17 protein-coding genes are annotated in these 21,571 nt (G+C 51.4%); 11 read left to right on the top strand and 6 right to left on the bottom strand.

The annotated features are described in order from the left end of the window. Nucleotides 1-900 precede the first annotated feature (900 nt). From glmS to cobO, 10 genes are all read left to right on the top strand, one after another. Complete coding sequence (gene glmS / locus CJP72_RS16970) at nucleotides 901-1,350, top strand: methylaspartate mutase subunit S (protein ID WP_162382525.1); 450 nt, start codon at nucleotides 901-903, stop codon at nucleotides 1,348-1,350. Beyond that, nucleotides 1,350-2,738, top strand: coding sequence for a methylaspartate mutase accessory protein GlmL (glmL, locus tag CJP72_RS16965; RefSeq protein ID WP_162382524.1), 1,389 nt, complete (start codon nucleotides 1,350-1,352; stop codon nucleotides 2,736-2,738). Before glmS ends, glmL begins: the two co-directional genes overlap by 1 nt. Nucleotides 2,739-2,756: 18 nt before the next feature. Beyond that, nucleotides 2,757-4,202, top strand: coding sequence for a methylaspartate mutase subunit E (locus tag CJP72_RS16960; RefSeq protein ID WP_162382523.1), 1,446 nt, complete (start codon nucleotides 2,757-2,759; stop codon nucleotides 4,200-4,202). Beyond that, entirely contained in the window at nucleotides 4,202-5,443 is a 1,242-nt protein-coding gene (locus CJP72_RS16955) for a methylaspartate ammonia-lyase (RefSeq protein WP_162382522.1), read from the top strand. Before CJP72_RS16960 ends, CJP72_RS16955 begins: the two co-directional genes overlap by 1 nt. 3 nt (nucleotides 5,444-5,446) lie before the next feature. Continuing rightward, nucleotides 5,447-6,817, top strand: a complete 1,371-nt coding sequence (locus tag CJP72_RS16950) for an acyclic terpene utilization AtuA family protein (protein ID WP_162382521.1) — start codon at nucleotides 5,447-5,449, stop codon at nucleotides 6,815-6,817. Further along, the gene (locus CJP72_RS16945) at nucleotides 6,814-7,131 is read left to right on the top strand and encodes a DUF4387 domain-containing protein (protein ID WP_162382520.1); all 318 of its coding nucleotides are present in this window, start codon (nucleotides 6,814-6,816) and stop codon (nucleotides 7,129-7,131) included. Before CJP72_RS16950 ends, CJP72_RS16945 begins: the two co-directional genes overlap by 4 nt. A gap of 166 nt (nucleotides 7,132-7,297) precedes the next feature. Beyond that, nucleotides 7,298-8,581, top strand: coding sequence for a dicarboxylate/amino acid:cation symporter (locus CJP72_RS16940; protein WP_162382519.1), 1,284 nt, complete (start codon nucleotides 7,298-7,300; stop codon nucleotides 8,579-8,581). 85 nt (nucleotides 8,582-8,666) lie between these two features. After that, nucleotides 8,667-9,668, top strand: coding sequence for a glutaminase A (glsA, locus tag CJP72_RS16935; RefSeq protein WP_162382518.1), 1,002 nt, complete (start codon nucleotides 8,667-8,669; stop codon nucleotides 9,666-9,668). 121 nt (nucleotides 9,669-9,789) lie between these two features. After that, the gene (locus tag CJP72_RS16930; RefSeq protein ID WP_162382517.1) at nucleotides 9,790-11,442 is read left to right on the top strand and encodes a class I fumarate hydratase; all 1,653 of its coding nucleotides are present in this window, start codon (nucleotides 9,790-9,792) and stop codon (nucleotides 11,440-11,442) included. Nucleotides 11,443-11,451: 9 nt separating this feature from the next. Beyond that, the gene (cobO, locus tag CJP72_RS16925) at nucleotides 11,452-12,054 is read left to right on the top strand and encodes a cob(I)yrinic acid a,c-diamide adenosyltransferase (protein WP_162382516.1); all 603 of its coding nucleotides are present in this window, start codon (nucleotides 11,452-11,454) and stop codon (nucleotides 12,052-12,054) included. Nucleotides 12,055-12,103: 49 nt separating this feature from the next. Here the strand turns inward: cobO and CJP72_RS16920 are convergent, their stop codons facing one another. Beyond that, nucleotides 12,104-13,009: a LysR substrate-binding domain-containing protein gene (locus CJP72_RS16920; RefSeq protein WP_162382515.1), complete on the bottom strand. Its 906-nt coding sequence runs from the start codon at nucleotides 13,007-13,009 to the stop codon at nucleotides 12,104-12,106. Nucleotides 13,010-13,416: 407 nt separating this feature from the next. Here CJP72_RS16920 and cobA point away from each other — a divergent pair, with 407 nt between their 5' ends. After that, nucleotides 13,417-14,205, top strand: a complete 789-nt coding sequence (gene cobA, locus CJP72_RS16915; RefSeq protein WP_162382514.1) for a uroporphyrinogen-III C-methyltransferase — start codon at nucleotides 13,417-13,419, stop codon at nucleotides 14,203-14,205. Here cobA and CJP72_RS16910 read toward each other — a convergent pair. From CJP72_RS16910 to sucA, 5 genes are all read right to left on the bottom strand, one after another. After that, nucleotides 14,184-15,077 carry a PocR ligand-binding domain-containing protein gene (locus CJP72_RS16910; protein ID WP_162382513.1) on the bottom strand — a complete coding sequence of 298 codons (894 nt, stop codon included), beginning with the start codon at nucleotides 15,075-15,077 and terminating at the stop codon, nucleotides 14,184-14,186. The genes cobA and CJP72_RS16910 overlap by 22 nt on opposite strands. A gap of 246 nt (nucleotides 15,078-15,323) precedes the next feature. Then, nucleotides 15,324-16,193: a succinate--CoA ligase subunit alpha gene (gene sucD, locus CJP72_RS16905; protein WP_162382512.1), complete on the bottom strand. Its 870-nt coding sequence runs from the start codon at nucleotides 16,191-16,193 to the stop codon at nucleotides 15,324-15,326. Further along, entirely contained in the window at nucleotides 16,193-17,359 is a 1,167-nt protein-coding gene (gene sucC / locus CJP72_RS16900; protein ID WP_162382511.1) for an ADP-forming succinate--CoA ligase subunit beta, read from the bottom strand. The genes sucD and sucC overlap by 1 nt, the downstream gene beginning before the upstream one ends. Before the next feature lie 114 nt (nucleotides 17,360-17,473). Next, nucleotides 17,474-18,694 (bottom strand): 2-oxoglutarate dehydrogenase complex dihydrolipoyllysine-residue succinyltransferase, encoded by a 1,221-nt coding sequence (odhB, locus tag CJP72_RS16895; protein WP_162382510.1) that lies wholly within the window; start codon nucleotides 18,692-18,694, stop codon nucleotides 17,474-17,476. A 14-nt stretch (nucleotides 18,695-18,708) separates the two neighbouring features. Continuing rightward, nucleotides 18,709-21,510, bottom strand: coding sequence for a 2-oxoglutarate dehydrogenase E1 component (gene sucA, locus CJP72_RS16890; protein WP_162382509.1), 2,802 nt, complete (start codon nucleotides 21,508-21,510; stop codon nucleotides 18,709-18,711). Between the last annotated feature and the right edge of the window lie 61 nt (nucleotides 21,511-21,571).

The following is a 21,571-nucleotide window of genomic DNA, read 5'->3' as shown; positions in this document are numbered from 1 at the left end:
TACTGGTATTTCATCAGAAACTGCCATGTCACAAACTGGCAGGAGGTCTAGCATTAACATAATGGACGGAACAAATCCGTCCATCCATATGTGTTTCCAGACGGCCGATTATCTCTCTGGCAAAGGGAGCCGCAGTCGCGTCACAACCCTTTTCAGAAGGAGGGTACAGACGCAGGATACGTTCTTCCCTGGCCTCCCATTTTTATGAACAACGCAGAGAGCCCTGGTGGTGAAGGGAAACGTCTTCCACAAGCGATCTGTCCGACGACATCGATGCTGAAAAAAATCTCCCGTGGATTGATAAAAATGGCAGGGTAATTAGCGATTGCCGTAATGCGTTTAATACAGACAATGAAAAATTTACTTTGATCACACGCAGAAAAAGCATCAAGTAGTATCTCATGTGATTATTAATGCTGGGGAATGATACATAGATCGCAAATATAAAATCGCATTACTGCAAACAGCATTTAAACAAAACAAATATTTATCATTTTTATCTTTTCATTAACAATGATAAAAACACCTAACGCCTTATTATATTATATTCCGTTACGCAGTTCACAATTTCATCCTTCCACTTATATAAGCAACAAAATATTCTCATTTTCAGCAAATAAGATTCCGATCACAAAGATGACATCTCACTTATTAAGCGATTATGTAATTAAATAAAATTATTGCCACAAACACAACAGTCAAATGATTGATTTTAAACGGTTTATTTAATAACTAAATTCTGAGAAATCGTTTTCAGAAGGATATTTTGAAAATAGATCAATTGCTTCATTTTTAGCTTAAACAGACACTCCTGGGCTATTAACAGGTTATGACAACCTACGTTCTAAATATTAAAAACGAATCTTACTTTTTTACCAACAGCCCTACAGAGGATTACTCATGAAAAAATCTACACTTGTTATTGGCGTCATTGGTGCTGATTGCCATGCGGTAGGCAATAAAGTTTTGGATCGCGTTTTTACTGCCCATGATTTTCGCGTAATCAATCTGGGGGTGATGGTGAGCCAGGATGAATATATCGATGCCGCAATCGAAACCGGTGCCGATGCAATTGTGGTGTCATCTATTTACGGTCACGGCGATATCGACTGCCTCGGTTTACGTGAGCGCTGCATCGAACGTGGCATCGGTGAAATTCTGCTCTATGTCGGCGGTAACCTGGTCGTCGGGAAGCACGAATTTGCCGACGTAGAAGCGAAGTTTAAAGAAATGGGCTTTAACCGTGTCTTCGCACCAAGCCATGATCTGGAAGATGTCTGCCAACTTATCACCAAAGATATTCACCAGCATAATGGTGTTGAACAGCGTTGTCTCGAAGAGGCTATCTGATGCAAACAGTCTCTGTCGATATCGGATCGACGTGGACCAAGGCCGCCCTCTTCGATTACGAAGGGGACGCGTTAACCCTGGTAAACCATGTCCTGACGCCAACCACCACGCATCATCTGGCAGAAGGTTTTTTTGCCAGCCTGAATCAGGTGCTAAATGTTACCGATGCTCGCCCGTTACTGAAAAGTGGTGAAGTGCAGTTGAAGTATTCCTCATCGGCCAAAGGTGGACTCGCCGTTGCCGCAATGGGGCTTGTACCTTCTATTACGCTGGAATCTGCGAAAGTCACCGCACACTCTGCGGGGGCAAAAATCGCGCAGTATTACTCGTACAAACTCAACCGGCATGACATTAAGGCGTTGGAAACGTCGCCGCCGGACATCCTGCTGTTTACTGGCGGCACTGATGGTGGTGAAGAAAGCTACGGCCTGACAAATGCGCGTGCGCTGGCTGAGTCGAATGTCAACTGCGCCATTATTTACGCTGGAAACAGGGATATTCAGGACGAAATACAGTCTATTTTGGCGCACAAGGATCTGACCACAGTAGATAACATTCTGCCAGATCTCGATCACCCAAATCCGTATGCCGCCCGTCAGGCCATTTGCGATCTGTTTTTATCACGCATCGTGAAAGGCAAAGGACTGGACGTCATTGTGGACGCGACCGGTGAAGAGCCGATGCCAACGCCCTGGACCGTCTTTGAGCTGGTGAAAGCGATAAGCGATTACGACAGCGCGTGGAAAGAGTTCATGTTGTTCGACATGGGCGGCGCCACGACAGATGTCTACTCTGCCAGCGCTAACACGCTCTCCCCTGACACTGTGCTGCATGGCGTACCAGAACCTTTCGTCAAGCGTACCGTAGAAGGCGATCTGGGCATGCGCGTCTCTGCCGTCGTCGTGGGTGAAAGTACCCAGGAACTGGCGAATGTCATATTTGCTCAACAACCGGCACGTCAGGAAGCCTTTTACGGTTACTTGCGTCACCTGGTAGCGCACCCGGATTACCTGCCGCACAACGCAGAAGAAAAGTACTTCGACACCCTGCTGGCAGGACTTTGTGTAGGCTACGCCGCCGAGCGACACGCCGGAACCAAAAAACAGGTCTGTACCTGCGTGGGAAACGTCGACTTACAAATGGGCCGCGATCTCACCACTGTTCGTAAAATCGTCGGTTCGGGCGGATGGCTCTCGCGCGCCAGCCAGTTCGATATTCATAACTGGCTTAAATACCGGGAACTGGATGACGAGGGCAGAAGGATCCTGTTACCGAACCAGTTCGAATATTACCGCGATTCTCATGGCCTGCTTCCTCTCCTGGCTAACGTTGCCAGGTTGTACCCGCACGCCGCTGCTCGCACCAGCATTCAATGTTTAACCCTATAAAACATAAGGCTACAAAGAATGGAACTCCGAAATAAAAAGTTAACCCATGATGAATTCATGACCGAGCGCGCCGAGGTTATCAAAACCTGGCATACCGGCAAGGACGTCGAAAATTTTGAAGATGGCGTTAAATACCAACAGACTATTCCAGAGAGTAAACGCTTTTCTCACGCACTGTTAAAAGCCGACCAGGAAGGCAAAACCCTGAGTCAGCCGCGCGCGGGCGTTGCGTTAATGGATGAGCACATTGAACTGCTCAAAACATTGCAGCAAGAGTGCGACCTTCTGCCGACCACTATCGATGCGTATACCCGTTTGAACCGCTATGAAGAAGCGGCTATCGGGATTCAAAAATCCATTGAAGCGGGTACGTCAAAACTGAACGGGTTACCGGTTGTTAACCACGGGGTTGCCGCCTGCCGTCGTCTGACCGAAACGCTGGAAAAACCTCTGCAGATTCGTCACGGTACGCCGGATGCACGTCTGCTGGGTGAAATCTCCATGGCCAGTGGATTCACCAGCTATGAAGGCGGCGGTATCTCCTACAACATCCCTTACGCCAAGCGCGTTACGCTGGAAAAATCCATCCGCGACTGGCAGTACTGCGACCGTATGATGGGGATGTATGAAGAACACGGTATCCGTATCAACCGTGAACCGTTCGGCCCGCTGACCGGTACCCTGATCCCGCCGTTTATGTCCCACTCAGTGGCCATTATCGAAGGTCTGCTGGCACTGGAACAGGGCGTTAAATCTATTACCGTCGGTTATGGCCAGGTGGGTAGCCTGACGCAAGACATCGCCGCGATTCAGTCCCTGCGCGAACTGTCTCACGAATACTTCCAGAATTATGGCTTCGACGATTACGAGCTGAGTACGGTATTCCACCAGTGGATGGGCGGCTTCCCGGAAGATGAATCCAAAGCGTTTGCCATCATCTCCTGGGGTGCAGCGGTCGCAGGTATGTCCGGCGCCACTAAAGTCATCACCAAGAGTCCGCACGAAGCATGGGGTATCCCGACGGCTGCGGCAAATGCGCAAGGGCTTAAAGCCTCTCGCCAGATGCTCAATATGGTCTGCGACCAGAAATTCCCGCAGTGCGCTGCCGTGGAACAAGAAGTCGACCTGATCAAGAGCGAAGTCCGCGCAGTACTGAAAAAAGTCTTCGAACTGGGCAACGGCGACATTGCGCGCGGCACAGTGCTGGCCTTTGAAGCGGGTGTTCTGGACGTGCCTTTCGCACCAGCCTCCTGTAACGCAGGCAAAATCCTGCCAGTACGCGATAACTCAGGCGCCATTCGTATCCTCGAAGCCGGTGCGGTTCCGCTGCCGAAAGACATTCTCGCCCTGCACCACGACTACGTTGCAGAGCGTGCGAATTTCGAAGGTCGTAAACCTTCCTTCCAGATGGTTATCGATGACATTAACGCCGTATCCCACAGTAAATTAATAGGAAGACCATAATGAAAATTAAACAGGCCCTTTTCACCGCTGGCTACTCCTCATTTTATTTTGACGATCAGCAGGCGATCAAAAATGGTGCGGGTCATGATGGGTTCATTTACACCGGCGATCCGGTAACGCCTGGTTTTACTTCCGTTCGTCAGGCCGGTGAGTGCGTCTCTGTACAACTGATTCTGGAAAACGGTACGGTTGCCGTCGGTGACTGCGCTGCGGTGCAGTACTCTGGCGCGGGTGGTCGTGATCCCCTCTTCCTGGCGGAAAATTTCATTCCATTCCTGAATGACCACATTAAACCGCTGCTGGAAGGCCGCGATGTGGACGCGTTCCTGCCGAACGCCCGCTTCTTCGACCAGTTGCGCATTGACGGCCAGCTGCTGCATACCGCAGTACGTTACGGTCTGTCTCAGGCACTGCTGGACGCCACTGCGCTGGCATCCGGTCGCCTGAAAACAGAAGTCGTTTGCGACGAATGGCAGTTGCCATGCGTTCCTGAAGCGATTCCTTTATTTGGTCAGAGTGGCGATGACCGTTACATCGCTGTCGACAAAATGATCCTCAAAGGTGTTGATGTTCTGCCCCATGCGCTGATCAACAACGTCGAAGAGAAACTGGGCCTTGAAGGCGAAAAACTGCGTGAGTATGTCCGCTGGCTGTCTGACCGCATCCTGAGCCTGCGCACCAGCCCACACTACCACCCGACGTTGCATATCGATGTGTACGGCACGATTGGTCTGATTTTCGATATGGACCCGGTTCGCTGCGCAGCGTATATCGCCAGCCTGGAACAAGAAGCACAGGGTCTGCCGCTGTACATTGAAGGTCCGGTCGATGCGGGTAACAAACCGGATCAGATCCGTCTGTTGACCGAAATCACCAAAGAGCTGACCCGTCTGGGTTCCGGCGTGAAAATTGTGGCCGACGAATGGTGTAACACCTACCAGGATATCGTGGACTTCACCGATGCAGGCAGCTGCCACATGGTGCAGATCAAAACCCCGGATCTGGGCGGTATTCACAACATCGTTGATGCAGTGCTGTACTGCAACAAGCACGGAATGGAAGCCTATCAGGGCGGTACCTGCAATGAAACCGAGATCAGCGCCCGCACCTGTGTGCATGTCGCACTGGCCGCACGCCCAATGCGTATGCTGATCAAACCGGGTATGGGCTTCGATGAAGGTCTCAATATCGTGTTCAACGAAATGAACCGTACCATCGCGTTGTTGCAGACAAAGGATTAAGAAATGGCTCGCACATTTAAGATCTTATCGCCGACGGCTATTCTGGGTTATGGCTTCCCGGAAGAGAGTTTTCGCAAAGCCATGGAAGAGTCACCGGATCTTATTGCTGTTGACGCGGGATCCTCTGACCCAGGCCCTCACTACCTGGGCGCCGGTAAACCGTTTACCGATCGGGCAGGCGTTAAACGCGATCTGCGGTATATGATCACCGCTGGCGTGAAAAACAATATTCCGGTGGTGATTGGTACAGCCGGTGGATCCGGTGCGGCACCGCATCTGGAATGGTGTCGCCAGATAATCCTGGAGATTGCGCAGGAAGAGAAACTGACCTTCTCCATGGCGTTAATCCCGGCGGATGTTGAAAAAGACGTCGTTCATCAAGCGTTGGACAACGGGAAAATTACCGCCCTCGACTTCGTGCCGGAACTTACCCACGAAGCCATTGACGCGAGCACTTACATCGTCGCGCAGATGGGCGTCGAGCCTTTCCAGCGTGCGCTGGAAGCCGGTGCGCAGGTGGTACTTGGCGGACGGGCATACGACCCGGCCTGCTTCGCTGCCCTGCCCATCATGCAAGGTTTCGATGAAGGGTTGGCTCTGCACTGCGGGAAGATCCTTGAATGTGCTGCCATTGCTGCAACACCTGGCTCCGGCTCAGACTGCGCGATGGGGATCATCGATGACAACGGTTTCACGCTGAAGACATTTAATCCGAAGCGTAAATTTACCGAAACCTCGGCGGCTGCCCACACCCTGTATGAGAAGTCAGATCCGTACTTCTTGCCAGGTCCCGGCGGCGTGCTGAACCTGAAAGGCTGTAGCTTTAAGGCCGTGAACGAGGGCGAAGTCTACGTCAGCGGTTCACGCCATGAAGAGACACCTTATGCACTGAAACTGGAAGGTGCGCGTCAGGTCGGGTTCCGTTGCATGACCATCGCCGGAACACGCGATCCAATCATGATCGCGGGCATTGACACCATTCTTGAAGAGGTGAAAGCCAGTGTGGCGAGCAACCTCTCTCTGAATGATGACAGCATCCGTATCACGTTCCATCTGTACGGTAAAAACGGCGTCATGGGTCTCCATGAACCGATGCAGTCAGCCGGACACGAACTGGGGATCTTGTTGGACGTGGTTGCGCCAACGCAGGACATTGCCAACAGCGTTTGCTCGCTGGTGCGCTCTACCCTGCTGCATTACGGTTATGAAAACCGAATTGCCACGGCGGGCAACCTCGCCTTCCCGTTCTCACCGTCTGATATTCCAAGTGGGCCGGTGTATGAGTTCTCAATCTACCATCTGATTGAGGCAAACGACGCACTGCGTTTTGATTTCCACATCGAACAGGTGACGCCAGAAGGAATCCAGGCATGAAACAGTCAATTTGTTCACTGGCGCAGGTAATCCGTTCCAAAAACGCCGGACCGTACGAACTGGTTTTAGATATTTTATTTAAAACTCGTGAAGATTATCAGCGTGTAAAAGAATCGGGGCAATTAACACCACAGCTTATCGCTGAGTTATATCACGTGGAGCCTGACTTTATTCATCGCATTGTCTGGTTTGATCCAGCTAACGCGGTAAAAATCGTCATGCCGCGCGATATTATCTCCGGCAATGTGGGGGACAATGATGTTTATGGTGCCCAGCAGCATGCGCCATTACTCAGTATCCATTTTGATTTTTAATAAATAACACAACAACAACCATTGAAGTACTGGATTCTGCTGTATCGCAGTACTTCGCATAATTCATGCGGTTGGTCATAACAAGCGAGCACCTGAGTGTTTTTCTGCGCTCAGGTGTTGGCTAACCCTACACATTAATCACCAGCCATTTTCCGATGGAGTAAACATGAAGAAAATTAGTTTAACAAAGATGATCATATTAGGCCTGATACTCGGGATGATTGCCGGGGTGGCCATAAATAATGTGGCATCGGCTGACACAGCAAAATCGTATTCACAAGATATTTCTATTTTCACTACTATATTCTTACGAATGGTGAAAATGATTATTGCCCCTCTGGTTATTTCTACCCTTGTGGTAGGTATTGCCAAAATGGGCGATGCGAAAACTCTGGGACGTATATTTTCAAAAACGTTTTCTCTCTTTATTCTCGCGTCCCTGGTCTCAATTGCGTTAGGTCTGGTCATTGTTAACATTTTCCAACCTGGTGCTGGCATTAACTTTGTTCCTCATGACGTCGGTGCTGTGGCCGCCGTTAAGTCTGAGCCGTTCACGCTGAAAGTCTTTATCTCACACGCTGTTCCTACCAGTATTGTGGATGCGATGGCGCGTAACGAAATCCTGCAGATTGTCGTGTTCTCGATCTTCCTCGGTTGCAGCCTGGCGGCGATCGGAGAAAAAGCAGAGCCAATCGTGAAAGTGCTCGACTCTCTGGTACACGTGATGCTGAAACTGACCGGTTATGTGATGCTGTTTGCACCACTGACCGTGTTTGCCGCCATCTCCGGGCTGATCGCTGAACGCGGTCTGGGCGTGATGGTCAGCGCCGGTATCTTTATGGGCGAGTTCTACCTGACGTTGAGTATGCTGTGGGCGATTCTGATTGGTCTCTCAACGATGCTTATTGGTCCGTGCATCGGTCGTCTGACCAAATCTATTCTTGAACCCGCTCTCTTGGCCTTCACCACCTCCAGTTCTGAAGCGGCCTTCCCTGGCACACTGGATAAACTGGAAAAATTCGGCGTCTCTTCCAAGATTGCCAGCTTCGTTCTGCCTATCGGTTACTCCTTTAACCTGGTCGGCTCTATGGCCTACTGCTCGTTTGCGACCGTATTCATCGCACAGGCTTGTAACATCGAACTGAGCATGGGCGAGCAGATCACCATGCTGTTAATCCTGATGCTGACCTCAAAAGGCATGGCTGGCGTACCGCGTGCGTCAATGGTGGTTATTGCCGCAACCCTCAACCAGTTCAACATTCCTGAAGCAGGCTTGATCCTGTTGATGGGCGTCGATCCGTTCCTCGACATGGGCCGTTCCGCGACCAACGTGATGAGTAACGCCATGGGTGCTGCGATTGTCAGCCGCTGGGAAGGCGAACACTTCGGTGAAGGCTGCCGTGGTAAAGCCCCTGAACAACGTCCGGTTACCGAAGCTGCTCTTTCCTGATTTTATATAACCCGATGCATTGGGCCGACTCCGGTCGGCCTTTTTTCCAACAACAACACCAACACTAACTTCACCAGGATCCTTTATGAATCTAAAACTTCTTAGCGTCAGTGTGTTTTCGGCAAGCTTACTCTGCAGTGCTGCCGTTTGGGCTCAACCCGCTCCGGATTACGCCCAAATCATAGAGCAAGCGCATCAAAAATATAAAAACAATAACGATGGTAAAGTCGCCGACTACATCCCTGCTCTGGCGACATACAGTCCGAAATTTTACGGTATCGCTATCGCCACTGTGGATGGAAAAATCTACAAAGTCGGCGATGTCAGCAAACCGTTTCCAATGGAGTCGCTGAGCAAAGTCTTCACGATGGCGCTGGCGATGGAGCAGCATGGAACGCAGGTCGTGCTGGATAAACTCGGCGCCAATGCTACCGGTTTACCGTTTAACTCCGGTCTGGCGGTCGAACTGACAAAAGGCGCGCCGGAAAACCCGTTGGTCAACGCGGGCGCCATGAGTACCGTCAGTCTGATTGAAGCGAAAGACAAAACGGATCGCTGGAACAAAATTCTCAATTACATGAATGACTGGGCGGATGCGAAGCTGGTTGTCAACCAACCGGTATTCAAATCGGAAATGGACACCAACCAGCATAACCAGGCGCTGGCGAAACTGATGGAATCGTATAACAGCTTCTATGGAAACACCGATGAAGCCGTCGAGATTTATACCCGTCAGTGTTCGGTCGACCTCAATGTAGAGCAACTCGCCAAAATGGGCGCTGTCCTCGCCAACAAAGGCAAGTCTCCCTTCAACGGCAAACAGTTGTTGAGCGAGAAGTATGTTCCGCAGGTGCTGGCGGAAATGGCCATTGCCGGTCTCTATGATGGTAGTGGTAAGTGGCTGTACACCGTGGGTATTCCGGCGAAAAGCGGTGTCGGCGGCGGTATGGTCGCCGTCGTCCCGGGTGAGTACGCCATCGCCGTTTATTCTCCGCCACTGGATCAAGCCGGTAACAGCGTTCGCGCACAGAAAACGATCGAAGATGTCGCACACGCGACGAAAGCTAACCTCTTTTTAGCACAGTAAGAAAATGCCGGATGGCGACGCTCAGGCGTCTTATCCGGCCTACAACGGATAGTGAACACGTAGGCCGGATAAGGTGCATGCACCGCCATCCGGCAAAATAACCACAAGGTGAGAAGTTAAAATGTCTAAACCATTTGTCTGGCAGGAACCGTTTCTTCAACAAAAAGATAATACAGAATACGAATTGCTGAGTAATAAATACGTTTCAGTAACGGAGTTAGACGGTGAAGAGGTCATCAAAGTTGCGCCAGAGGCGCTAACATTGCTGGCTCAGCAGGCGTTTTATGAAGCCTCTTTTTTCCTGCGCGCCGGACATCTGAAACAAATCGCCAGTATTCTGCATGACCCGCAGGCCAGCAGTAATGATAAATACGTCGCCCTGCAGCTGCTACGTAATGCTGAGGTTTCCGCCAAAGGCGTGCTGCCCAACTGCCAGGACACCGGCACGGCAACGGTTGTGGCGTGCAAAGGGCAGAATGTCTGGACGGGCTGCAATGACGCTGAAGCGTTAAGCAAAGGGGTCTATACCACTTTCACAGAGAATAATTTGCGCTACTCGCAAAATGCCCCGCTGGACATGTACACCGAGGTCAATACCCAGACCAACCTGCCAGCACAAATCGATATCTGTGCGACACAGGGCAGCGAATACCGTTTCCTTTTCGTCAACAAAGGTGGCGGTTCCGCTAACAAAGCGGCGCTGTATCAGGAAACCAAATCAATCCTGCAACCCGAGAAATTAACCGCTTTCCTGATCGAAAAAATGAAGTCGCTGGGAACAGCGGCTTGCCCGCCGTACCACATCGCGTTTGTGGTGGGTGGATTGTCAGCCGACCAGGCACTGAAGGTCGCGAAACTGGCTTCGACGAAATACTACGATAACCTGCCCACCAGCGGAAACGAGCTGGGTCAGGCATTCCGCGACACCGCGCTGGAAACTAAGTTGCTCAATGCCAGCCGTGAGTTTGGCATCGGCGCACAGTTTGGCGGTAAATATTTCGCGCATGATATTCGCGTCATTCGTCTTCCACGTCACGGCGGCTCCTGCCCTATCGCAATGGCGCTCTCCTGCTCGGCCGATCGCAACATTAAAGCGAAAATTAACAAACACGGCATCTGGCTGGAAAAACTGGAGCACAATCCGGGCAAATACATTCCTGATTCTCAGCGTGTAGAAAATAGCGCTCAGACCGTTCGCCTTGATCTTAATCGTCCTTTGCGTGAGATCCTGCATGACCTTTCTGCGTTGCCGATTGGTACGCGTGTGACTCTGAATGGCCCGATCGTCGTTGCCCGCGATATCGCCCATGCCAAAATTAAAGAACGCCTGGATAACGGCGAACCCATGCCGGAGTACATGAAACACCATATCGTCTACTACGCAGGCCCGGCTAAAACACCGGAGAACAAAGCCTGCGGCTCACTCGGTCCGACGACCGGCGGTCGTATGGATGGCTACGTGGATGCGTTCCAGGCCGCTGGCGGCAGTTTGATTATGTTGTCCAAAGGTAACCGCAGCAAGCAGGTCACTGATGCCTGTCATAAGCATGGCGGATTCAACCTTGGCAGCATCGGCGGCGCAGCAGCCCTGTTGGCGCAGCAATATGTGAAGAGCTTACGTTGCCTCGAGTACCCCGAACTGGGCATGGAAGCCGTCTGGATGATGGAAGTCGAAAATCTGCCTGCGTTTGTACTGGTCGACGACAAAGGCAATAACTTCTTCAGTCAGTTTGAGCAGCAGCATCGCTGCACAACCTGCCCTGCAGGGCATTAAGGAGCAATAATGGAAGCGCGATCCAACACCGAAAGGCACCGTCAGCGGCAGCAGAAACTGAAAGAACACGTTGATACCCGCGTGGCCGCAGCAACCGAAAAGAAAGGCGTCCTGATTGTCTTCACCGGCAACGGCAAAGGCAAATCGACGGCGGCATTCGGTACAGCAACACGCGCTGTCGGCCATGGAAAAACGGTTGGCATCGCGCAATATATTAAAGGCCAGTGGGATAATGGTGAATACAACACCCTGCAACCGCTCGGCGTTGAATTCCATATTATGGGTACCGGATTCACCTGGGAAACGCAAAACCGGGAGTCTGATATTCAGGCAGCACAGAGTGTCTGGCAGGAAAGTAAACGCATGCTGGCCGATGCGCATTACGATCTGGTCGTGCTGGATGAGTTGACGTATATGCTGGCTTATCGTTATCTGGATACAGAGGAGGTGATCGCCGCGATTGTGAATCGTCCTGCTCATCAGACCGTCATTGTCACCGGGCGCGGCTGCCATAGCCAGTTACTGGAACTTGCCGATACGGTCAGCGAAGTTCGTCCGGTAAAACATGCCTTCGACAACGGTATTCAGGCGCAAGCCGGAATCGATTGGTAAATGCAGTGGCGGCGCCAGTGCGCCGCCCTTCAATGGTGTTACAACGACGTCAAACGCCCCTCGAACCCACTGATTTTTCTAACAACCAATTGCGGAAAGTCTGCAAATGCCGGGATTCCGCCTTTTCTTCACGCCAGGTCATGATGAAACGGTTCCCCGTCCGCATTGGCACATCACAAGGAATAACCATTTCGCCATTATCGAGATCGCGCTGAATGGCAAATCGCGGAAGTAGCGCAACACCAAGATTAGAGCGCACCGCGGCAATCAGCATCGATAATAAATCAAAGCGCGGACCTTTATTCACCTGCGCGTCGCTGATATCAGACAGTGCAAACCACTCCTGCCAGCCTTTAATGCGCGTACTTTGGTGTAATAAGGGAAACTCATTGAGCAGGTCGTTCACCGACACTTTTTGACCGGGTTCCGTGAGCAAATGACGGCTACACACCGGCAAAATTTCCTCTTCAAAAAGATACTCAACCGCCGACCACGGCGAGCAAAAGTCTTCCCGCATGATGGCCGCGTCATATTCACGGTTGAGAAAATCACCAATATTTGCCAAAGAGTGAATATTTACGATGATATCAGGATTAAGCTTATTGAACTCACGCAAATTGGGGATCAACCAATGCGTACTAAAGGTTGGATTTACCGCTAACTCGATAACTTGTACGGTCGGCTGCCAGGTCATTATTGTTGTCGTATCGCGTTCCAGTTTGTTCAGCGTTTCTTTCACGATACTCAAATAGTGTTTACCCGCTGCATTTAAAAAAATACGCTTTTTAGCATGATTGAAAAGCGAAGTGCTGAGAAAATCCTCAAGCGCGTTCACTTGTCGAAACACGGCGCTTTGGGTTAATGCCAACTCTTCTGCTGCCCGGGTATAACTTTCGTGACGTGCCACAACCTCAAAAGTCACCAGTAGCTCAGTTTTCGGTATTTTGCCTCTCATAACGTCTTCCATATGCAGCGTGCAAAAAAAGTTTATGTTATTAAAACAATGTAAATGCTCCAGAATAATCCCGAGAGTTATATTTTATTTCCATCATTGTTGTCCTTGATCCATTCCATGATTTACTCACACAAATAGCGAATAAATATTCACCAATAGTACTCAAAGTTATCCATAAACACAATTTAAATACGGTTAATTCCAGGCAATTAGTGCCAATAAGTTCTTAATAATTTTTCAAGATAACTTGTTTATTGAAGAAAAAACTTTGCGAGTTCAATCAATATTATCTCCACATTATTTCAGGAGAATTGAGCGCTATGACTTACAGGCAAACGGCGACTTTTTATCATTCTGCCATTGTAGTCTCCGCCATTTTCTACGTTTGACGTGATAAAGGACACAGTGTGAAAACTTCCGGAAAAGTTTGGCTCGTAGGAGCAGGCCCTGGTGATATATCGTTGCTTACCCTCAAAGCGATGCAGTGCATTCAACACGCCGATGTGGTGATCTACGATCGGCTGGTTAACCCCAAAATACTGGAATGGGTCTCGCCTGACTGCCTGTTGATTAATGTCGGCAAAAATCCAGGTTTCCATTGCGTTCCCCAACATGAAATCAATGCGCTGCTTGTCCAGTATGCTGAAACACATGAAAACATTGTTCGCCTGAAAGGCGGCGATCCTTACGTCTTTGGTCGCGGCGCTGAAGAGGTTGAATGTCTGGTCGATGCCGGCATTCCCTTTGATGTCGTTCCTGGTATCAGCTCAGCGATTGGCGGCCTTGCCTGCGCAGGTATTCCTGTCACACATCGTGACATGGCTTCCGGTTTTCACGTCGTGACCGGTCACACCCGTGAGGGTAATCAACAGCAAGACTGGCGACAATTGGCCAAACTCAACGGGACGTTGGTCATCGTCATGGGCATCGCCAATTTGCCATTTATTTGTGAAGAATTACTTATGGGTGGCAAATCCCCGGAGACGCCAGCCGCCATTGTCATGTCGGCAACACGGGAGAATCAGCGTCGATTAACCTGCACGCTTGGCACGTTGCTTAACAAAGCGCAGGAGGCCAATATTGTTCCCCCTGCGTTGATCGTGATTGGCGATGTTGTCACTCTGAGCGATCGATTATCGTTCATTCCCAGTCATGTTAAACTGCCGAAAAATCGCTATAGCGAAAGCTGCTCATAACGAAAAGATTGCGGTGAACGTTGATGTACGGCCCGGAAGACACGGCAAAAGTAACTGGTTTGCGCGTATTGAAGTTTCCGGGCAATACTCTCAATTGAATGGCCAGGGTCGCGAAGCAGTTCACTGGCACGCTGCATTTTCTTCTGATTAACCCAGGTTTTGAAATTAACCCCCTGCTGCTTCTTAAAAAAGCGACTAAAATAATTTGCACTTAAGCAGACCTGGGAAGCCACTGACTCTAACGTTAATTCACCATAGAGATTTTCATCAATATAACGCAACGCCGCCGCCAGTTTCCTTTCATGACGAGAAAGCTCAGAGTAAGAAAAAGGCGTTTCGCTGCAGTGCGATTCGAGAGTCGATGAATATTGACTTTCTGCTAAAGTAATATTATTGACAATGAAATTAAGTAAATTCGCTGATGCAACCAGGTGATTATTATCAATAATAGCCACCTGCCGCCAGGCCTCGTTTATTTCAGCATTCTGCGCCCACATTCTGTCATCCTGAATGACAATTGTTTTATATTCCTGATATTTCGCCCGTACCTGCCCACAAATGATAAAGCCGAGCAGGCTTCCTTCACGAATGAGCGGCATCGAAAATAAGCTTAATCCCGCATGGCAGCTGAGTATTTTTGGCCTGGATTCTTTAAGCCCTTCATAGGCGCAATATTTTTCGCACTGCTGGCAGCCTGATCGGTATTGCTCATGGGCGCGCATCAACGAACAAAAGGAATTAAAATGGTGACAACTTGAAAGCGCATTGCCGTGTATATCAACAACCACGGCAGCCAGCCCAGTCGCACTGGAGAAGACATCAGCGAGTGAGTAAAAACGATCTAAGTATTCATCCTGATTATGCACAGTCATGCATTTCCCCAACGGTTATTCTCTGTAAGTGGGTAATATGCAGAATTTGGCGTAATGAAAAAATGATACTAACCGCAAAAAAATATCTCTTTTACTCAGGTGGTTATGTTCAAAACGCAAGAAGTTCAATAAGGGAAAAGAACAAAAAAGGCCATCATCAGATGGCCAACCATGTCGAAACTGACCAACCCTTCGCCATCCACTACGGGAAATGAATGGCTTGGGTTGTTTTACTCTTTTAATACTTTACTTAATAACGCTTTTCAGTGCTTCACCGATATCAGCCAGGCTGCGAACGGTTTTCACGCCAGCAGCTTCCAGAGCCGCGAACTTCTCGTCCGCCGTTCCTTTACCACCTGCGATGATCGCGCCTGCGTGACCCATACGTTTGCCTTTGGGCGCGGTTACACCGGCAATGTAGCCGACAACCGGTTTGGTCACATTTTCTTTAATGTACGCAGCCGCTTCTTCTTCCGCGCTACCGCCGATTTCACCGATCATCACGATCGCTTCAGTCTGTGGATCTTCCTGGAACAGCTTCAGGATGTCGATAAAGTTAGAGCCTGGGATCGGGTCGCCGCCGATGCCCACACAGGTGGACTGGCCGAAACCGTAGTCAGTGGTCTGCTTAACCGCTTCATAGGTCAGCGTACCGGAACGGGAAACGATCCCCACTTTACCCGGTTTGTGGATGTGACCCGGCATGATGCCGATTTTGCATTCGCCCGGAGTGATAACGCCCGGGCAGTTCGGGCCAATCATTCGCACGCCGGCTTCATCAAGCGCGACTTTCACGGTCAGCATATCGAGCGTCGGGATGCCTTCAGTGATGGTGATGATGAGCTTAATGCCTGCGTTGATCGCTTCCAGAATGGAGTCTTTGCAGAACGGCGCGGGTACGTAAATAACCGACGCGGTCGCACCGGTCGCTTCTACGGCTTCACGCACAGTATTAAAGACCGGCAGACCCAAATGTTCAGTACCGCCTTTACCTGGAGTAACACCGCCAACCATTTGCGTACCGTAAGCCATTGCCTGCTCAGAGTGGAAAGTCCCCTGGCTACCGGTAAAGCCCTGACAGATAACCTTGGTATTTTTATCAATTAAAACGGACATTATTTCCCCTCCACTGCGGCAACAACCTGCTGAGCTGCATCCGTCAGACTTTTCGCTGCAATAATATTCAGGCCGCTGTCAGCCAGTTTCTTCGCGCCGAGTTCGGCGTTGTTACCTTCCAGACGAACCACCACCGGAACGTTGACACCCACTTCCGCCACGGCACCGATGATGCCGTCAGCGATCAGGTCGCAGCGCACGATACCGCCGAAGATGTTAACCAGAACGGCTTTCACGTTGTCGTCGGAAAGGATGATTTTGAACGCTTCGGTCACGCGCTCTTTGGTTGCGCCGCCGCCAACATCCAGGAAGTTAGCCGGTTCGCCGCCGTGCAGTTTAACGATGTCCATAGTGCCCATTGCCAGGCCTGCACCGTTAACCATGCAACCGATGTTGCCATCCAGCGCGACGTAGTTCAGTTCCCACTGTGCCGCCTGCGCTTCACGCGGATCTTCCTGAGACTGATCGCGCATTTCGCGCAGGTCAGCCTGGCGGAACAGTGCGTTACCGTCAGCGCCCAGTTTGCCATCGAGGCAGATCAGGTCACCCTGCTTCGTGATAACCAATGGGTTGATTTCGATCAGCGCCAGATCGCGCTCCAGGAAGATGGTTGCCAGACCCATGAAGATTTTGGTGAACTGCTGAACCTGTTTACCTTCCAGACCCAGTTTGAACGCCAGTTCACGCCCCTGATACGGCATTGGGCCTGCCAGCGGGTCCAGTGCGACTTTGTGAATCAGGTGCGGGGTTTCTTCCGCGACTTTCTCGATTTCCACGCCGCCTTCAGTCGACGCCATGAAGACCACACGACGGGAGCTACGGTCAACGACTGCGCCCAGATAGAGTTCTTTATCAATATCAGTGGCAGCTTCAACCAGAATCTGGTTAACCGGCTGACCGTGCGCATCCGTTTGGTAGGTCACCAGACGTTTACCCAGCCAGTGCTCAGCAAAAGCGCGAATCTCTTCTTTGCTCTTGACCACTTTCACACCGCCCGCTTTACCGCGGCCGCCAGCGTGAACCTGACATTTGACTACCCACGGACCCGCACCGATTTTAGAGGCGGCTTCTTCTGCTTCACGCGGAGTAGTACAGGCATAACCCACCGGCGCCGGTAAGCCATAGCGGGCAAAAAGTTGTTTTGCCTGATATTCATGTAAGTTCATGTGTTCTGTCCATCCTTCAGTAATCGTTATCTTTAAACCCGTAGACCAGAGCGGTATCTTTGCCGGATGGCGCTACGCTTATCTGGCCTACGGGGCAGGTGATACTCTTGTTTACTACACGTCCAGCAGCAGACGTGTCGGATCTTCCAGCAGCTCTTTAATGGCCACCAGGAAGCCTACTGACTCGCGACCATCGATCAGACGGTGGTCGTAAGACAGCGCAAGGTACATCATCGGTAGGATCTCAACCTTACCATCGACAGCCATCGGTCTGTCTTTGATCGCGTGCATGCCGAGGATTGCGCTCTGCGGCGGGTTGATGATCGGCGTAGACATCAGGGAACCGAACACACCACCGTTGGTGATGGTGAAGTTACCACCGGTCAGATCTTCAACGGTGAGTTTGCCGTCGCGACCTTTCACTGCCAGTTCTTTGATTTTCTTCTCGATGTCAGCCATACCGAGGGCATCGACATCACGCAGCACTGGAGTCACCAGACCGCGCGGTGTAGAAACCGCCATGCTGACATCAAAGTAGTTGTGGTACACCACGTCATCGCCATCAATAGACGCGTTGACTTCCGGATAACGTTTCAGCGCTTCAACCACCGCTTTCACGTAGAAAGACATAAAGCCCAGACGGATACCGTGACGTTTTTCAAACGCGTCACCGTACTGCTTACGCAGATCCATAATCGGCTTCATGTTGACTTCGTTGAAGGTTGTCAGCATGGCGGTCGAGTTTTTCGCTTCCAGCAGACGCTCGGCCACACGCTTACGCAGACGGGTCATCGGAACACGTTTTTCACTGCGCGCACCGAGAGCCGGTTGTGCGGCAGGAGCCGCTACCGGTGCTTTAGACTCGGCTTTCGCAGGCGCTTTCGCCAGATGCTTTTCAACATCTTCACGAGTAATACGACCGCCGACGCCGGTACCATTAATGGCGCTGGCTTCGAGGTTATGCTCACCCAGCAGGCGACGGATCGCCGGGCTCAGGGCATCATTGCTTTGCTCGGACAGAGAAGCTTGCTGACGCTGCGCCGGGGTGGACGCTTGCTCATCAGACTTGGCGCTGGTTTCTTTACCTGTACTGTTGCCTTCACGCAGGCGACCCAGAATCTGGCGAGAAGTCACGGTGGTGCCTTCATCTTCCAGCACTGCATCCAGTATGCCGTCCGCCGATGCCGGTACTTCCAGTACCACTTTGTCAGTTTCGATTTCTACCAGCACTTCGTCGCGAACAACCGCGTCGCCTGGTTTTTTATGCCAGGTTGCTACGGTCGCGTCTGCTACAGACTCAGGCAGGTCGGGAACAAGAATATCTACGCTACTCATTTTGTATCCTTTAATTAATCGACGTTCAGCGCGTCATTGACCAGATCTTGTTGTTGCTTCTGGTGAACGGACATATACCCTACCGCCGGAGAGGCGGAGGCCGGGCGACCTGCATAACGCAGAGCAGACCCAAATGGAATCACTTCACGGAAATGATGCTGGCTGCAATACCAAGCGCCCTGGTTGAGCGGTTCTTCCTGGCACCAGACAAAATCATGTACGTGAGCGTACGGTTTCAGCGCTTCCTGAACCGCTTTGTGCGGGAACGGATAGAGCTGTTCGATGCGCACAATGGCCACATCGCTTTGATTGTTCTTACGGCGCTGTTCCAGCAGGTCGTAGTAAACCTTACCAGAACACATCACCACACGCTTCACGGCTTGCGGATCGAGTTCATCAATCTCACCAATCGCTGGCAGGAAGGTGCCATTTGCCAGTTCATCAAGTGAAGAGACCGCCAGCGGGTGACGCAGCAGCGACTTCGGCGACATCACCACCAGCGGACGGCGCATACCGCGCAGCGCCTGACGACGCAACATGTGGTACACCTGAGCCGGGGTCGACGGGACGCAAACCTGCATGTTCTGCTCAGCGCAGAGTTGCAGATAACGTTCCAGACGCGCAGAGGAGTGCTCCGGCCCCTGACCTTCGTAACCGTGCGGCAGTAACATGACCAGACCACACATACGTCCCCACTTCTGCTCACCGGAGGAGATGAACTGGTCGATAACCACCTGCGCGCCGTTGGCGAAGTCGCCGAATTGCGCTTCCCAGATAGTCAGCGTGCGGGGTTCCGCCGTGGCATAACCGTATTCGAATGCCAGTACTGCTTCTTCAGAAAGTACGGAGTCCCAGACACGGAAGGTGCCCTGGCCGTTATGAACGTGCTGCAATGGGGTATACGTGGAACCATTGGACTGGTTATGGATCACCGCATGACGGTGGAAGAACGTACCACGGCCCGCATCTTCACCAGACAGACGCACCGGAATACCTTCATCGACCAGCGTCGCGTACGCCAGCGTTTCCGCGCCGCCCCAGTCGAACAGTTTCTCGCCTGACGCCATCGCCTGACGGTCACCGTAAATTTTGGCTACGCGAGACTGCATCTCAACGGCTTCCGGCACGGTGCTGATACGTTTGGCCAGTTCCTGCAGGCGCTTCATTTCAACCTTGTTCGGGTAATTTTCATCCCATTCATGGTTGAGGTATGGCGACCAGGTAAAGGAGTGCAAATTCATCGGACGCCACTCTTTCACCACACATTCGCCAGCATCCAGCGCGTCGCGGTACAGATTGACCATTTCCGTGGAGTCTTCCAGGGAGGCGACTTTATCCTGCTCGAGTTTATCGGCGTAGATTTTGCGCGGCGTCGGATGTTTTTTGATTTTCTGATACATCAACGGCTGTGTTGCACTCGGCTCATCGGCTTCGTTATGGCCGTGACGACGGTAGCAGAACAGGTCAATGAAGACATCGCGTTTAAAGGTGTTACGGAAGTCCAGCGCCAGACGGGTCACAAACGCGACCGCTTCCGGATCATCCGCGTTAACGTGGAAGATCGGCGCCTGAACCATTTTACCGATGTCGGTGCAGTACGGGGTGGAACGCGCATCCAGCGGGTTAGACGTGGTAAAGCCCACCTGGTTGTTGATAACGATGCGAACGGTACCGCCCACTTCGTAACCCCGCGCTTTCGACATGTTCAGGGTTTCCTGAACCACGCCCTGCCCGGTGACTGCCGCGTCACCGTGAATGGTGATTGGCAGGACTTTATTGCTGCTCGGCTCGTCCAGTCTGTCCAGACGCGCACGCACGGAACCGATAACCACCGGGCTGACGATTTCCAGGTGCGACGGGTTAAACGCCAGCGCCAGGTGAACCAGACCGCCTTCGGTTTCGATATCCGACGAGAAGCCCATGTGGTACTTCACGTCACCAGTGCCGAGATGTTCTTTATGTTTGCCCGCAAATTCGTCGAACAGATCCTGCGGTTTTTTACCCAGCACGTTAACCAGCACGTTCAGACGACCACGGTGCGCCATGCCCAGCACCACTTCACGTGTGCCGCTGTTACCCGCATGACGGATCATCTCTTTGAGCATCGGGATTAACGCATCGCCGCCTTCCAGCGAGAAACGTTTTGCGCCTGGGAATTTCGCGCCCAAATAACGCTCAAGACCTTCCGCTGCGGTCAGTTCGCTCAGGAAGCGTTTCTTTTCTTCGCTGCTAAATGCCGCACGACCCGATTCGATACGCTGTTGTAGCCAGCGTTTCTCTTCGGTACTGGTGATGTGCATATATTCGGCGCCAATCGGGCCGCAATAAGTCTGCTTGAGCGCTGAAATCAGCTCGCCCAGCTTCATTGTCTCTTTGCCGCCAGCAAAAGAACCTACGTTAAAGCTTTCCTGGAAATCGGCCTCAGTCAGATCGTGGAAAGAAGGATCCAGATCTGCCACGTTTTCTTGTTTCCACAGTCCCAGCGGGTCGAGGTTTGCATGCTGGTGACCGCGGAAGCGATAAGCGTTGATAAGCTGCAGGACTTTAACCTGCTTCGCATTGGTGTCAGGGTCGGAAATCGTAGAAGAGTAACGTGAGGCATCCTTCGCCAGACGACGGAAATAATCACGCGTTGTTGAATGGAATTGATCCGGTTTGACTCCGGTGCCAGGTAACTGCTGGAACATAGAACGCCAGTTAGCGTCTACTGAGTCAGGATCGGTTAAGAAGTCTTCATAGAGCTGTTCTATCCAGCTCTGGTTTGCGCCAGAGAGGTAAGAAGAGTCCAACCAGGCTTTCATTGCGCCGTTCTGCATCGTGATCCCTTAAGCATTCTGTATGCTTATTTCGCCGTGGATACTAACCACGCACACCCGG

The organism is Citrobacter sp. NCU1 (genome assembly GCF_010231475.1).
Lineage (GTDB): Bacteria > Pseudomonadota > Gammaproteobacteria > Enterobacterales > Enterobacteriaceae > Citrobacter_D.
The sequence above is the reverse complement of the archived record's forward strand: the minus strand, read 5'-3'. Positions and strand labels throughout refer to the sequence as shown.